We start from the raw sequence: 15,226 nt of genomic DNA, 5'->3' as shown, positions 1-15,226 counted from the left end.
CTGATAACCAAACAAGATTGAAAGATTCATTCGGAGTCGAATATAGTTTTACAACGGATAGCAAATAGGACTGTGACAAAAATCGTGTCACAGTCCTTTATTTCGAATAAACGGTGTTCAAAAGCTTGCATCTGCGGTAATAAGCCCAACCAAACGAAAAATAGGAGGAGCTATTTTTATTTGGCTGTTCTTATTACTTGATGCAGGGCAGCTTTTTCACAACCTCTGATACACGGTGTTCCAGAAGTAGCTTCTTCGGAAATAAGAAGGAATTTACAAAAATTTGAGAAGCAATTTTCGTAAATTCCTTCTTATTTCTTGAAGCTGACCACTTCTGTCACAACCTTATTAAAACCTATTCAATTTTTAGTAACGTTCATTCTTCTTTACACCATTATTATTTTTTCACTATTTGACAATTTAAATCAATTTAATTTCTTTTGCATATGATCATAAAGATGACCACTGATCATCCGCTGACCGACAACTTTGAAGTCATGGCGTTCGTATAATTTTTTAGCCTTTGGATTTTTTTCATCCACACTTAGACCGATGACGGAGCGATTAGCTTTCTTCGCCAATTTAGGTAATGCTTCTAATAACCGTGAACCGATGCCTTGTCCTCTAAAATCTTCTGATACGCTGATAGAGTCCAAATACCATTCGTTGGGAAACGTTTCTTTATCAATGAACAAACGTGTAGACGCATCTAGCTGATATTTCTCTAAGATAGGTACCAGTGGCTGATCGATGATTGATTCTTCTTCATCTGTATAACCGTAAGCAACTCCTGCAACTTTACCGTCTATTTCTTCTACGATACCTCGTGAATAACTGTAACGATAATTTGGATCAGTGATTGCTTCTTCTAAAATCTCTAAAGTCTTTTGTTCCCCTGTCTGCTTCAAAAATGGCAGTTCCATATCTTTTAGAATCACTAAGAGCAATGGGGCGATTTCTGGAGCATCTTCTTTTCTCGCAAAACGAATCATAGTTTCCTCTCCTTTTCTCCATTCTAACATGCAGAAAAAGAAATCGCAAAATCGTTATTTTAAAAAATCTTCAATCTTTTCAGTAATGAAATAACCATGAGTAACGATTCTTGCCGCTTCAGTTCGGCAATAAGGGCAGACGACTGGCATTTCTTTATCATTATGTTCGACTACATTATTGACTTCTTCGTATGCAAATTTTTTTCCGCAATTAGGGCATTTCATTTTTTCCATGTTATCTCAACTTCCTTTCATCTTTACCCTCTTAGCTTACTCTTATATTGAAAAAAAGAGAAGCAATATCCTTCTTCTATGCAGATATCCATACCTGACGGTCCTGTTCTCCATCTATTAATCGGACTTTATAATAAGGACGTTCATCTTTGACTAGAAGTGTCCACTCTTTCACTTTTGCTTTTTTCCCGTAGTAGCTGACTGCTTCCTTCATCGCTGCTTGCGGTTGTTTGAACTCTTCCGTTTTTTCTATATCAAAAAGATGTTCTGCGGCCTTTTCCGTGTCATTTCGTACGGTTATTTTCCCAGTGGATGGATTGACTGCTATGACTTGTCCTTCACAAAAAAACTGGTATTCATATGTTGCATTCGTAGGATTCTCCAAATCTTTTTCAACTGCAAAATGAATAGCAGATATGTTATGTTCTTTTGTTTCGTTTTTTACGATTGCTGCTGCTTTTTTCAATGAGATCCGATATTCCTGGTCACTAATATCATCCATGTGAAAAGCGGCATTGAGCAGTCCCGTCATACCGGTAATCCCTATTACGATGAGGGCAGCAACACCAAACATCATTTTTTTCATTCTTCATTCTCCTGTTTCTTTTTTTTAAAGAATATCAAGAAATGAACGAATGAAAAATCGAATGAAACGAAAAAAAAGTGACAATTTTGTTATCTTTATTCGTGCAGTTCTAATGGCAATCCGTCTGGATCAAAGAAAAACGTCATTTTTTTTCCTGTAAAGGTATCTTCTCTAATCGGTTCTGATTCGATCCCTAAGGACTGCAATTCTGCAATTGTTTCTTCAATATCGTCTACTTTGAAAGCAAGATGACGCAAGCCACAAGCTTCTGGATAGTTTGGTCGTTGTGGCGCATTAGCAATTCCAAAAATCTCCAATTCAGCACTTCCTAGTTTCAGATCTAATTTATAGTCATCTCGTTCTTTGCGGTAATTTTCTCTGATTACTTCAAATCCTAATTTATTAACATAAAAATCACGTGATTTCTGATAATCTGAAACAATGATGGCTATATGATGGATCGTTGTAAGATTCATATGAGCACTCCTATTCTTCGTTTAAACTCGGATCTATATTAATCTCCAGTTCCATTGTAAATGTGTCAGATTGAAAAAAATAGCTGTTTTTCCTTTTTATAAGAAAAAAGGCAAAAAAAAACAGAAAGTAGGTCCTCCAAGACACTCTTCCTGTTCCCAATATAATAAATGAAAGTAAGAAATTATATTTTCAAGAAAACAAACAGAAAATTATCATAACACAAATTATTTATAATTGAAAGACTAGTTTTTTTTCAAGAAAAGCATACAATAGATTGTGTTAGTAAATACAGAACACACTACATTTAGTGTCTTAAGGAGTCCTCATACATGAAGTCATATTTTCAGTTTTTAGCTCATCAGCTAAAAGGCTGGCCGCAACAAAATTATTATCTTTTCTTTTTCAGTCTTGGCTGCCAGGTCATGACTCTTGTCAATAGTCCCATCACTTGGCTGTCCGTTATTACATTTATCGGTACCACGCTTGGTGTATTGTGTATTTTATCCATCAATGCGGCAAAATCAGTCAACGGTATTTTAGGTATTTTGTCTGCGATTTGTTTTATTATCGTTGGATTCTCAGCAAAGAACTATTTAAGTATCGGTGAACAGATTGCTTATATGATCACATTGGATATCCCCGTATTGTTAAGTAAAGAATGGAATCATAATATGGCTTCAAAAATCCGAAAATTCACTGGAAAAAGCTGGTTTATCGCAATCATCAGTACTTTCCTTGTCTATCTTGTTTCAGGATTCCTGATTGGTCGTTATACAGATGATCCTCGGCCGTGGGTAGATGCCATTGCTTTTTCTATTAGCTTGACTGCTGGTATCATCAGTTTCTTGCGTTACAACAACCAATATTACTGGTGGTTAGCTTCAGGGCTTGCTCAAATGGTCCTTTGGTATATTTCATTTACGCATGGATCTGCAAGTTTGGCGATGTTCGTGAACAGCTCTGTTTACTTGCTGAATGATGTCCTTGCATTTACCGTTTCACCTTGGTATAACCAAAAAGAACGTGAACGTATGCAAAAAATGGAAGAAGAATACTACAACGCACAACAACACGCATAAAAAAACTGAGCGTGGGACAAAAGTAAAGAACACTTTTGTCTCACGCTCTAAACACGTATAAACGGCTGAAGCAGAAGCAACTCCTTCGGAAATAAGCTGAAATTCACAAAAATTCGAAAAGCAATTTTCGTGAATTTCAGCTTATTTCTTGGAGTTAAACGCTTCTGTCCCAGCCTCTATTTTTTATAGTAATTCCTTCAGATACTTTCTTGCCTCATCATTGAAACGCAGTGATTCTTCTAACTTCTGATAATATTCCAACGCTTGTTTCTGAGCTTCAGTAAAACGATAATGTTTTCCTTTCCATTTGTCGATTGTCTCTTGCACATTTCCAGATTGGATATCTTTCACTACTAGTTGCCATTTTTCTTTTGAAACTGTACGGTCTTTCTTATCAGCAGATTGTATAGCTTCTCGTTCTTTACGCAATACTTTTAAAAAACCATTTCTGACTATCCGAGGAATGCTGTCGAAGAACCCTTCTGTAAAACCATAGCGACAATATTGCTTCCAAATAAATAGATAGATTTTTGGTTGGATGAATCGTTGGTTTTTCGCAAAATATTCCATCTGAGCAGTGACTTCTGGTGTTCGTTGACGTTTTGTCTTTCTCAACACGGAAATAAATGTTTCAAAATAAGCATTAGGATGTACTGGCACTTCTTCATATACGATGGATTGCCAATCTTTACGTAAAAATGCGCGATAGTTGATCAAGAATTCTTCTACATCCTTTACTAATTCTTCTGCAAAGTCGTCAAATAGTTCTTTTTTTATCTGTCGCTTTTTTGGCTGCCCATTGATGTGTTCACTTATTTTCTTGATTTCATTTTCCAATGCTTGATAATCCGCTATGTAAATCGGCATTTCTACTTGGCGAAATTCTGCGAGCCGCTGAGCTAATTTTATATCCGGTAAATATGGCTGTTTCATCCGACGATTTTGGTACAAGACAAAACAGTATTTTTGCCATAGTCCTTCAGGAAAATCGATATTCTTCTGCTTAAGCCATAATAATTCGTCTAAGGCCAGATCAACTTTTGTCATTCCCTGATGGATCGAAGCTGCCACTGTCGGAGAGACATGCAGGTGATCGGCAAAGTGGTTGATGCCTAGTTTTAGGATCTTTCCGGTTTTTGGCGATTTAACGATGTATTGCACTTTTAATTCTTTACCACACTCACAATACAATTTTTGCTGGCTTCGTTTTGTTCGAAAAAACGGATTGATCTTGAAGTCAGAAAACACCCAATCTGTTGCAGCTAAATAATGTTCTTCCATAAAACGAGAGCTGATTAGATATCGGCGGTGCTTATCGACTAGTTCCCGCTGTTTTTTCGTTAATTTTGCATAGATCTCCCAACGTTGACTGCTTGTGTATTGTTTAGAAATTTTGATGGGATAGCTTTTGCTGATTTCTTTTGGAAACCATTCTTCAAAGACGGATTGCCATTCTTCCATGGCTGTTTCTTTCCTTTCTAATTACAAAAAGCTGGCTACTAACATAACGTTAGCAACCAGCCAGTGTTTCTTGCTAAACTAGTGAGTTGTTCCGGCATTTCCGGAAATATCTTCTTTATTTTCTACTGCTGCTTCAACTGCATAAGTCAAAGAAGAAGCAATGTCTTCTAAAGACATAGAAGGTGTACCCACTGGACGATCGATCACTTGATCGGGTGAGAATGGCACGTGGATGAACCCACCTCGAATGGCCGGGAATTGTGTTTCGATCAAATGAAGCAAACGATACATGATATCGTTGCAGACAAATGTTCCTGCTGTATAAGAGATGTACGCTGGTAGACCATGATCTTGTACATTTTTTGTCATTGCTTTGATTGGCAATGAGGTAAAGTAAGCGGCTGGACCGTTTTCTTCTAAAGCCGTATCGAATGGCTGATTTCCTTCATTATCAGGGATTCTTGCTTCTGCTAGATTGATTGCGACACGTTCGAACGAGACTGCTGACCGTCCACCTGCTTGTCCGACACAGATCACGACATCTGGTTGGTGCTGTTGGATGGCTTCTTTGACTACTTGACTGCTTTTTTCGAATACGGTCGGTACTTCCACTTTGATGATTTCAGCACCGCTGATTTCATCTGGCATTTTTTTTACTGCTTCATAGGCTGGATTCACTTTGTCCCCACCAAATGGATCAAAACCTGTTACTAGTACTTTCATCTGTTGTTCCTCCGTCCGATTGATTTAACATATGGTTATCTTTTATCATACCATTTTCCTTGAACAGCGTAAATAAAGGAAACAATAGTTTAAATAACATAACAGATCAAACTTAATATATTCTTATAAAAAAATAGTGTTCCACTACAATGTTAGAAGAGGTTGCGACAATTATTCTGTCACAACCCTTCTCTTCTATTATTTAAATAGAATCATATAAGCAATTTGGAAAACTAGCATAAATAACGCAATAAACAACTGGTTTTTGATCACTCCGTATTTGTCTTTCATCTCCAGCATCGCTACAGGCACGATATTGAAGTTAGCAGCCATCGGTGTCAGCAGGGTCCCACAAAAACCGCAAGTCAATGCAACCATTCCTATTAACGCTGGATTCGCTCCATGACTAAATACGAATGGTGCACCGATCCCAACCGTCATCACGGTGATGGCCGCAAATGCATTCCCCATGATTACCGTAAATATCACCATGCCAAGAGCGTAAATGATGATGCCGATGTTCACATTTCCTTCTGGAACGATCGTACCTACTGCATTGGAAATCACTGTCCCAACTCCAGCGCTTGTAAATACCGCACCTAGAGAAGCTAAAAGCATTGGCAACATGCTTAACGGCCCTACTGTGCCCAGCATATCTGCTGCATCATCTAAAAATGTACTTGGTCGATTATCTCGAGAAAAGAACATCAAGATTAGCATGGCTGCAAAAACACCGACGCCCACGCCGACTAAAGCACCTAAATTGGTAAATAGAGCAAACAAGATCGCAAAGACACCGATACTCAAAGCTGGAATAAAGATTTTCATTCCTAGTTTGTCTGACATTTTTTCCATATATTCTTTTGATGGAAGCCGGCTTTCTCCTTTGCTGACTTTCTTAGCAATTGCTGGTATGGTCATCGCAAAGATCAAGCCACCGTTCACGATTGCCGGAAGCCATCTTCCTCCTGCAATAACTACCCCTAAAACCGTCCAGAAAAAGGCTGAGCCGTAACGATGAGGATTGGTTTTATCTGTTAAGTTTCTTACTCCAGTGTAAATCAATACGAGTCCCATCACGATATAAAGGATCTCCAGTAATTTATCGCCTAATAAAATATCAGGATTTGTAAAAAAGTCCATCTTATTGCCCCTTTCCTGGATAATATTTCTTCGCTAATTTCTTTTCTTTAAGATAGAAGTAGACACTTGCCACAACTAAAGCCGTGATAGCCACTGGAACTTCCACTAAAGCAAGCTGTCCCAATGTTACGTCATATCCTAGATCTTTCAGCGTTGATTGGACTAGCAACGCCCCTGCTCCTCCGATGAATAGTACTTGGCCAAAGAACCAGCAGACATTTTCCATAGCCGAAGCCATACCTTTTAGTTCTTCTTCATGCTTAGGATGGACTTCTAATCCTTTTGATTCGATGGTCCCCAATGCCATCGGTAAAATGATTGGACGAACAAATCCAGCAACTCCACCAAAACTCACGTTAAAAGCCGCAAAGATCATTCGAAAGATCCCATAAATATCTACAATCATACCAGCAGATACTTTCTTGAATCGCTTGATCAAGGAAGCCGCTGATTCTTTCAGACCATTTCTTTCAAGCGTTCCTGTTGCCAACATAATGATGATAAAAATCGCCATCCCGCGATTGTTTACAAAACTTGTACCTAAAAGTTCTAACATTCCTTGAATGCCAAGACCGCCAGTCAAAGCTGTAACAACTAAAGCAACCATTACGATCAATATCGAGTCTAATTTAAATGCAAACCCGAGAATAACAATCAAGACGCCTAAAAGGCTAAGATAATTTTCCATATATTTTCCTCCATAAAATGACAATATTTTTTTAATTATAAAGCAAAACACATAAAAAATATAGTTGTTTTCTCACGAAATAGACACTATTTTTAAATATTTTTCGTTATTTTTTTATCACAAAAATTATCTTACTTATTGTAAGGTAAAGCTTTTTTTAATTTATTGCCCGCTAATATATAGAAATAAGGTCTAGTTACTGTTTTTTTTAAATGATTAATAAATAACAACTCCTTTCTATAAAATTGCAAAGCATTCATCTTCTTTTCTGCTAACGATATATCCGTCAATGCTTGGTACACTTTACTAAAAAGTATGAGATTGCCGATATCTGGATAGGTGTGCTATACTACAGAAAAAGATATACGATCTGCCACCGGGTAGTAAAAAAGAGGATGATCATTCCATTAGGTCTTTGAAGGGATGATTCTCCTCTTTTTGTGTATTTTTTATATTGAAGGAGGAACGTATGTATGGCATGGATGGAATTAATCATAGCAGGAATTTTGGAAGTATTCTGGTCAACGATGATGAAATGGAGTGATGGTTTTTCTAAAATAAATTATTCTTTTTACACAGTGATTGGAATGATTGCTAGTTTTTACTTTTTATCAAAGGCAATCAAAAGTTTGCCGATGAGTCTCTCTTATCCTATCTGGACAGGGATTGGCGCAGTTGGTTCGGTCATAATTGGTGTGGTCTTGTTTCATGATAAGCTGAATCTTTCCACTTGGTTCTTTGTGGGGATGCTACTCATCAGTATCATTGGCATCAAGATTACTAGCGGCCACTAGACACTTGGAATAAGTACTGATCAGAAAAAATAAGCCTTTTTATTTAATATTCAATTTTTTTATGAAAAAATAAGAAATAAGTCCAATGACCTAGCGACTTCTCCACACATCAGGTGTATGCTTGTACTATCTATAGAAAAGGAGTGAATATTTTTGAAAAGTCTTTCGGTCCAAGAATTATCCAAGAACTTTGGTCACAAACAAGCCCTCAGCGATGTCAGTTTTAACTTATCTCCTGGCAAAATCGTTGGATTAGTAGGTCCTAATGGCGCTGGAAAAACAACGATCATGAAAGCTATTTTAGGACTGATCCATTACTCAGATGGAACAATCCGTATTGGTGAAAATGAGATTTCTCCCTCTAGTCATAAAGGGTTGGAACAAGTAGGAGCATTGATCGAATATCCGGGTATCTACCCATTCTTAACAGGCTATGATCATCTGAAGTTATTCTCTGAAACAAACGATGTATCTGCTATCGATACTATCGTGAATCAGCTCAAGATGGAAAAGTACATTCACAAAAAAGCGAAATCTTACTCGTTGGGAATGAAACAAAAGCTAGGGATTGCTCTTGCCTTACTGAACCATCCTTCTATCGTTATTTTAGATGAACCGATGAACGGGTTGGATCCACAAGCAACAAGAGATGTGCGAAAAATCATTACCGACTTGGCTACTCAAGGCACCTCTTTCTTGATCTCCAGTCACTTACTCAGTGAGCTTGAAAAAATGGTGGATGAACTGATCCTGATCAATCAAGGAAAGATCATCAAGCAATGTACAATGGCTGAATTGAACCAAGCAGCGCAAGATTTCATCATTATCTCTACAACGAATGATCTAGCTGCTCGAACGATCTTGACAGAAGCTGGATATACTTTGGAAGATTCTGATAAAATCAAGCTTTTAAAAGAAAACGAAGAATTATTAGGAACCGTGATCCAGTTATTGTCTGCACAAAATATCCATGTGACAGATGTCCAGCATCTGACGAATGATTTGGAATCTTCTCTATTGGAAATTCTGGATTCAGTAAAGGGGGAAGAAGAAAAATGACATTGCTTGTAAAACAAGAATTATTTAAATTGATCAAGAAAAAGTCAACTGCTATTTTATCTGTTCTATTAGTTGTTTTGCTCATAGGAACAGCACTTCTAGCCAAAAAATACACGACGATCATTGATCCAGTTGAAATGACTGCTCAGCTTTTTAGTGCCACATCTTGGATTGTCTTTATCATGATTGCAGCTGCAAGCACGATCATTTCGATGGAAGCACAATATGGTACATTGAAAAATCTCCTTTATAGAAAGTATTCTCGAGGAGAAATATTAGTAAGCAAATGGATCACATTAGTTATTTATTCTGTTTATTTATACCTTTTAGCTATTATTGTCACTGTGTTGATGAAACTGATTCTTTTCCCTTCGATTTCCTTCACGGAGAAGGTTTCTACTGGTCAAACACTGATCCAAAGCTTGTTCACTTATACTTTGGGTAGTTATATCGGTTTATGGCTGATTTTAAGTTTAGTGTTGATGATTGCTTGCTTTATCAATAGTTCCGGTGCATCCATCTCAGCAGGAATCGTCTTTTATTTTGCTTCGTCAATCATATCTGGTATCCTTATCGCACTCATCCAAAAATGGGAGTGGATCAAATGGAATCCGATCAGTATGTTGAATCTGCAAAACCAAATTGGAAACGAAGAGATCATGAAGCAATTGACTCATCTTTCTACTAATCAAATGCTGTTCGGTAATTTAGCTTACATCGTTTTGTTCTTAGCATTAGGATATCTCGTATTTAAGCGAAAAAATGTATGATGACTCATCAAAAAAGAGGTTGTGAAAGAGACGTTCAGCCTTATTGCCGATTGGCTGTCTCTTAAACACCGTTTATTCTGAAAAAGGAGCTGTGACAACATTTGTGTCACAGCTCCTTTCCTAGTATGTTTTTGAATAAACGACAGGCTCACAACCTCTCTTTATACTTCTTTTATACTTCTATACGTGAAGCATCCCAGTGGCAAATAAAACCATTGCAATCACTCCGACCATCGTCACACCTATAAGTAAAATCTTATCTAAGTGGATATGTTGTACAGGCTCGTTTTGCTCCTTACGTGCTTTGAGATAAAAATAAATGCCTGGCAAGAAAAGAACAAGAACAAGCATTACTTCATTAAAGGCTACGACTAGCATAGCCCATACTTGAAAGGCACTTGCTAAAAGCCCTACTAAAAATTGGACCCATTCTTTCCGCTGATAAGAAAGTTTCATTTGGTACAATCCTAAGAAAAGCCACGTGAAGAAAATAGCTGCTGTACCAAGTGTGTAAGCAAAGTTATAAGCACTGTCAGTGAATAATAATGAAAGTAAAAAGACATTCGTACATAACGTCGTCAATACGATAGCATAAGTTGGTGCCCCATTTTTGTTGAGTTTTCCCCATGCTTTAGGCAAAAGTCCGTCTTCAGCCATGTTTCCCATTGTTTCAATCGGTAAGATCGTCCATGAGAGCCAAACACCAACTAAAGAAATGATCAAACCGCCGTTGATCACGACTGCTCCCCATTTACCAACCATCATTTCAAACACATAGCCCATAGCAGGCTGCGCCTTGATCGTTTGCAGCTGATTCATCGTCATTGTCCCATATGGAAGCATGGAAACCAAGACGTAAATAATAATCAAGCCGAATATCCCTAGAATCGTTGCTTTCCCAACATCTGATTGTTTTTTTGCTCGTGAACCTACGACAGAGGCTCCTTCAATACCAACAAATACCCAAAGCATCACCATGATGCAACTCAATACTTGACTGGAAAACGGGATCGGCTGTCCATTCGCATTCAATATAATGTCGCTAGAAAAGTTATCAATGAATTGTTGGATCGAAAACGTGCTGATAGCTACTACAATAAATAAAAATAATGGCACTAATTTACAGAATGTGACGATAGCATTGACGAAACTAGCATTTTCGACTCCCCGATTCACTAGCCATGCATATCCCCATAAAAAGACTGTACTCATCACGATCGATGCCAGATTTTGCCCACCTTCAAATACTGGGAAGAAATATCCTAATGCGCTCATCAACAATGTTGCAAAAGCTACGTTGCCTAACCAGCATGTGAGCCAGTAACCCCAACCGCTGATAAAACCAGCGAAACGGCCAAAACCTTCTTCTGCGTAACTAAAGATCCCGCCTTTTAAATCTGGACGTTTTTTATTGATATTATTGATCGACAAGGAGAGCATCAACATTGCTGTTCCTACGAGTACCCAACTGAAAATAGCTGGGCCGCCAGCCGATCCGGAGATGTCCGTCATAATACCAAATACGCCACCTCCAATCGCTGAACCAATTACTAAGGCAGCAAGTGGAATTAAACCAATTCCTTTTTTCTGTTGCTCTGTATCCATGTAAGCATCCTCCAAAATAAAACCGCTTTTATCAAAAAGTATAACAAACCTTTTTTATTTTTACTTAATTAATAAAAACTTTAATAGAAATATAATTCTACCGGCTTTTTTCTCATTATACAAGCAAAGCGCCTAGTCCCTTTCCAAATTACACCACCAAAAAACTTAAAAAAGATGCTATACTAAAAGGAAAGAATTGGGGGATGATCCATGAACATTTTATATATATCGATTTCAGGAAATACGCGTGCCTTTGCCAAACATCTAGCAGAATATGCTGAAAAAATGCATGCAGAAGATCCTGTCAATCCTGAAGTTACTTTAAAAGAAATCCATGAAAATAGTGATTTTACGAAAGAAACAGAACCATTTTTTACTTTCGTTCCTACTTATTTAGACGGCGGAAATGGTTTAGATAACGGTGATACAGAAATCTTGACCGAAACGATGCGTGAATATCTGGAACATGAAGACAATCATAAACTTTGTCTTGGTGTAGTCGGTAGCGGGAATAAAAACTTCAATAATCAGTATTGTCTAACAGCCAAACAATATGCACAAACATTTGGCTTTCCTTTCTTGGCAGATTATGAATTACGGGGAACACCATCTGATGTGACACGAATTTATCAGATTTTAGCAGAAAACAATAAATAATAAAAAAGAAGAAGCTGAAAAATAGATTTCAGCTTCTTCTTTCGTTTCTATTGTTTCTATCATATTAAGCTTTGACATCCATCACAGGTGCTTTTGCTTTTGCTTTACCTGTTTTTTCCAAGACAAAGTTTTTTACACGATCCATATTGGTTACCAAGACGATCATGGATGTTTCTTTGCCTGCTGCTTTGATCGCTTCTAAGTCAGCTTCTGCTACAAGCGTATCAGGTGTCACTTGCTGCCCTTCTGTTACTTTCACATCAAATGGCGTACCGCCTAAGTCAACTGTGTTGATTCCCATATGAAGCAAGATTTCTAAACCATTTGGCGTTGTGATCCCAATAGCGTGTTTCGTTGGGAAGACAGAACTGACTACCCCAGTAACTGGAGAATGGATATGTCCGTTTTCTGGTTCTACAAAGTAGCCTTCACCCATCATCTTTTGTGCAAAAACTGGATCACTTGCTTTATCTAAAGAAACAACTGTTCCGTCAGCAACTGATGAGAGGATAGTCACACTTTCAGCTGAAGTTTGAGGTACTGCTTTTTCAGGCACTTCATTTACTGTGGCTGTTTCAGTCGCTAATTCTTCTTTTTCTAAACGGTCTTTAGGAATACCGAAGAAGAATGTAGCAACGAAGCCACCAGCATAAGCTGCCAATAATCCAAGGATGTAGCCTAACCATTTACCGTCAGAGATCAATGGGATCAAAGCGGCTCCTGAAGGTCCAATAGCGATAGCCCCGACATTTCCGATCATTCCGATCACTGCCCCGCCGATACCTCCACCGATACAAGCAGTAATAAATGGGCGTCCTAGAGGTAATGTTACTCCGTAAATCAATGGTTCGCCGATTCCTAGGATCCCGACTGGTAAAGCTCCTTTGATCATTTCTGTTAATTCTTTATCTTTTTTGCAGCGAATCCATAATGCCAATGCTGCACCCACTTGTCCTGCACCAGCCATCGCAAGAATTGGAAGCAATAGCGTACGACCAGTTTCATCAATCATTTGCACATGGATTGGAGTCAAAATTTGATGCAGTCCGAACATAACCATCGGCAAGAATAATGTGCCTAGAACGAAGCCGGCAAATGCTCCACCAACGCCAAGTACCCAGTTGATCCCACCGACCATGCCATCAGAAATGAAACCTGCTAAAGGCATGATGAAGAAAATTTCAATCAGACCGATGGCAATCAATGAAAGAGTTGGTGTAACGATGATATCTACCGCATCAGGTACTACTTTATGCAGTTTTTTCTCAACGATTGACAATAGCCAAACAGCGAAGATGACACCTAAGATCCCACCTTGTCCAGCTGCAAGAGCTTCACCAGTAAATAAGTTTTTCAGTGGTGCTTCCGGATTCATCCCTGTCAGCATCACAACGGCCCCGATAACTCCACCAAGAGTTGGTGTTGCACCAAAAACTTGTGCAGCATTGATACCTGTATAGATAACTAGGTAGCTAAACATCCCGTTTTTCAAGATGTTCATCACATCGATATATTGTTGCCATGTTGCTGCATCAAGTGTTCCGGCTGTGACTAAGTTTGCTAAAACTGCGGCAATCCCTGCCACGATCCCAGTACCGACAAATGCAGGAATCATTGGCACAAAGATATTAGAAATGTCTTTTAATACCGATTTGATTTTAGATGGTTTTTGTTTCGATTTTTGTGCCGCTTTCATTTCTTGTGCCCGTTCGTTTACACGGTCTTTTCCAGATGCTGATGAATTTGCTGTAGCTGCACTTACAGAAGGAAGTTTTTCTCCTAATTTCACGCCTGCCAAATCAACCATTTGCTGTGCTACTTTGTTCACTTTCCCAGGTCCGATGATGACTTGAAGCTGTTCATCTTCTACTACACCAAGCACTCCTGGAATCGCTTTTAATTCAGAGACATTTACAAGATCATCATTGATGATCTTCATACGCACACGAGTCATGCAGTGGACAATGCTTTCTACATTGCCCATGCCGCCTGCCCCTTTATAAATTTGTTTTGCCAGTTCTTCCAAAGTCAGTTCGTTTTTTGCCATGGTCTTTTCCCCCTCATAAGGTCCCTTTTACAAATCCGTTTGCTTCAGCTAATTTTGCTTGAGCTTCCTCTTTATCACTATTTGTCAAAATCATGACGATAGCCAGCTTAACATTTTGATCTGCTTCTTCAAAGTACTTTTCAGCTGTTTCGTAATCAGCTTCTGTCGCTTGCATGATGATTCGTTTTGAGCGTTCGATTAGTTTTTCATTTGTTGGTTTGACATCGACCATCAAGTTATTGAATACTTTACCTATACCAATCATACTGATAGTAGAAATCATATTCAAGATCAGTTTTTGTGCTGTTCCTGACTTCAATCGAGTAGAGCCTGTCAAAAATTCTGGACCTGCATCGACTTCGATTGGGAAATCCGCGTGTTTACTGATTTCGGCTTGTTTATTGCAAGAAATCGTTCCTGTGACAGCACCGATCGATTTTGCGTAATCTAATCCACCGATCACATATGGTGTACGACCGCTAGCTGCGATACCAATAACTATATCATTTTTTGTCAAATTCAGCTTGATTAGATCTTCTTGCCCTAGCTCATAAGAATCCTCGGCCCCTTCGACAGCTACAGTCATTGCTTCTTCTCCACCAGCAATTAGACCTATGACCATTTCCGGTTCTACACCGAATGTCGGTACGCATTCAGCAGCATCTAACACACCTAGTCTTCCACTTGTTCCGGCTCCCATATAAATCAGGCGTCCACCTTTTTTAAAGGATTCAATCGTGTTAGCAATCACTGGTTCGATACTTGTCAGTTCTTTTTCAACCGCAGCGGCCACTTTCTGATCTTCTTTGTTCATTAGTTGAACGGCTTGAGAAATACTCATCTCATCTAATCCAAAAGTTTCTTGGTTTCTGCGTTCCGTTGTTAGGTTCTCTAAATTGATTTTGCTCATT

The 15,226-nt window shown here is 38.5% G+C and carries 16 protein-coding genes; 5 read left to right on the top strand and 11 right to left on the bottom strand.

The features are described from left to right. Nucleotides 1-425: 425 nt before the first annotated feature. The 4 genes from OS138_RS00370 to gloA2 all read right to left on the bottom strand — a co-directional run bounded on the left by OS138_RS00370 (nt 426) and on the right by gloA2 (nt 2,288). Nucleotides 426-992, bottom strand: coding sequence for a GNAT family N-acetyltransferase (locus OS138_RS00370; RefSeq protein ID WP_002323536.1), 567 nt, complete (start codon nt 990-992; stop codon nt 426-428). Nucleotides 993-1,046: 54 nt separating this feature from the next. Then, nucleotides 1,047-1,226, bottom strand: coding sequence for a hypothetical protein (locus OS138_RS00365; RefSeq protein WP_002291570.1), 180 nt, complete (start codon nt 1,224-1,226; stop codon nt 1,047-1,049). 76 nt (nt 1,227-1,302) lie between these two features. Next, complete coding sequence (locus OS138_RS00360; RefSeq protein ID WP_002326315.1) at nt 1,303-1,812, bottom strand: hypothetical protein; 510 nt, start codon at nt 1,810-1,812, stop codon at nt 1,303-1,305. A 95-nt stretch (nt 1,813-1,907) separates the two neighbouring features. Next, nucleotides 1,908-2,288, bottom strand: coding sequence for an SMU1112c/YaeR family gloxylase I-like metalloprotein (gene gloA2 / locus OS138_RS00355; protein ID WP_002287076.1), 381 nt, complete (start codon nt 2,286-2,288; stop codon nt 1,908-1,910). Nucleotides 2,289-2,618: 330 nt separating this feature from the next. On the opposite strand from gloA2, the gene pnuC reads away from it, so the two are divergent. Further along, nucleotides 2,619-3,368 carry a nicotinamide riboside transporter PnuC gene (gene pnuC, locus OS138_RS00350; protein WP_002287078.1) on the top strand — a complete coding sequence of 250 codons (750 nt, stop codon included), beginning with the start codon at nt 2,619-2,621 and terminating at the stop codon, nt 3,366-3,368. A 183-nt stretch (nt 3,369-3,551) separates the two neighbouring features. On the opposite strand, the gene OS138_RS00345 is transcribed toward pnuC, so the two are convergent. The 4 genes from OS138_RS00345 to OS138_RS00330 all read right to left on the bottom strand — a co-directional run bounded on the left by OS138_RS00345 (nt 3,552) and on the right by OS138_RS00330 (nt 7,383). Further along, nucleotides 3,552-4,829 (bottom strand): hypothetical protein, encoded by a 1,278-nt coding sequence (locus tag OS138_RS00345; protein ID WP_325069575.1) that lies wholly within the window; start codon nt 4,827-4,829, stop codon nt 3,552-3,554. Between the two features lie 78 nt (nt 4,830-4,907). After that, nucleotides 4,908-5,552 carry a pyroglutamyl-peptidase I gene (gene pcp / locus OS138_RS00340; protein WP_002287081.1) on the bottom strand — a complete coding sequence of 215 codons (645 nt, stop codon included), beginning with the start codon at nt 5,550-5,552 and terminating at the stop codon, nt 4,908-4,910. 198 nt (nt 5,553-5,750) lie between these two features. Further along, nucleotides 5,751-6,695 (bottom strand): DUF979 domain-containing protein, encoded by a 945-nt coding sequence (locus OS138_RS00335; protein WP_002287082.1) that lies wholly within the window; start codon nt 6,693-6,695, stop codon nt 5,751-5,753. Between the two features lies 1 nt (nt 6,696). Continuing rightward, nucleotides 6,697-7,383 carry a DUF969 domain-containing protein gene (locus OS138_RS00330; protein ID WP_002287083.1) on the bottom strand — a complete coding sequence of 229 codons (687 nt, stop codon included), beginning with the start codon at nt 7,381-7,383 and terminating at the stop codon, nt 6,697-6,699. A gap of 473 nt (nt 7,384-7,856) precedes the next feature. Here OS138_RS00330 and OS138_RS00325 point away from each other — a divergent pair, with 473 nt between their 5' ends. From OS138_RS00325 to OS138_RS00315, 3 genes are all read left to right on the top strand, one after another. Continuing rightward, nucleotides 7,857-8,177, top strand: a complete 321-nt coding sequence (locus OS138_RS00325) for a DMT family transporter (RefSeq protein ID WP_002287086.1) — start codon at nt 7,857-7,859, stop codon at nt 8,175-8,177. A gap of 153 nt (nt 8,178-8,330) precedes the next feature. Next, nucleotides 8,331-9,236, top strand: a complete 906-nt coding sequence (locus tag OS138_RS00320; RefSeq protein WP_002323718.1) for an ABC transporter ATP-binding protein — start codon at nt 8,331-8,333, stop codon at nt 9,234-9,236. Then, complete coding sequence (locus OS138_RS00315) at nt 9,233-10,006, top strand: ABC transporter permease subunit (protein WP_002323719.1); 774 nt, start codon at nt 9,233-9,235, stop codon at nt 10,004-10,006. The genes OS138_RS00320 and OS138_RS00315 overlap by 4 nt, the downstream gene beginning before the upstream one ends. Nucleotides 10,007-10,186: 180 nt before the next feature. On the opposite strand, the gene OS138_RS00310 is transcribed toward OS138_RS00315, so the two are convergent. Next, entirely contained in the window at nt 10,187-11,611 is a 1,425-nt protein-coding gene (locus tag OS138_RS00310) for a basic amino acid/polyamine antiporter (RefSeq protein WP_002287090.1), read from the bottom strand. A 210-nt stretch (nt 11,612-11,821) separates the two neighbouring features. Between OS138_RS00310 and nrdI the strand changes: the two genes are divergently transcribed. Further along, the gene (nrdI, locus tag OS138_RS00305; RefSeq protein ID WP_002287091.1) at nt 11,822-12,268 is read left to right on the top strand and encodes a class Ib ribonucleoside-diphosphate reductase assembly flavoprotein NrdI; all 447 of its coding nucleotides are present in this window, start codon (nt 11,822-11,824) and stop codon (nt 12,266-12,268) included. Between the two features lie 64 nt (nt 12,269-12,332). On the opposite strand, the gene OS138_RS00300 is transcribed toward nrdI, so the two are convergent. Continuing rightward, entirely contained in the window at nt 12,333-14,315 is a 1,983-nt protein-coding gene (locus OS138_RS00300; RefSeq protein WP_002323720.1) for a glucose PTS transporter subunit IIA, read from the bottom strand. Nucleotides 14,316-14,328: 13 nt separating this feature from the next. Further along, on the bottom strand, nt 14,329-15,225 hold the full coding sequence (gene murQ / locus OS138_RS00295) for an N-acetylmuramic acid 6-phosphate etherase (RefSeq protein ID WP_002287094.1): 897 nt from the start codon (nt 15,223-15,225) through the stop codon (nt 14,329-14,331). Between the last annotated feature and the right edge of the window lies 1 nt (nt 15,226).

The sequence above is a fragment of the Enterococcus sp. E5-37 genome (genome assembly GCF_035726925.1).
Taxonomy (GTDB): domain Bacteria; phylum Bacillota; class Bacilli; order Lactobacillales; family Enterococcaceae; genus Enterococcus_B; species Enterococcus_B faecium.
The sequence above is the reverse complement of the archived record's forward strand: the minus strand, read 5'-3'. Positions and strand labels throughout refer to the sequence as shown.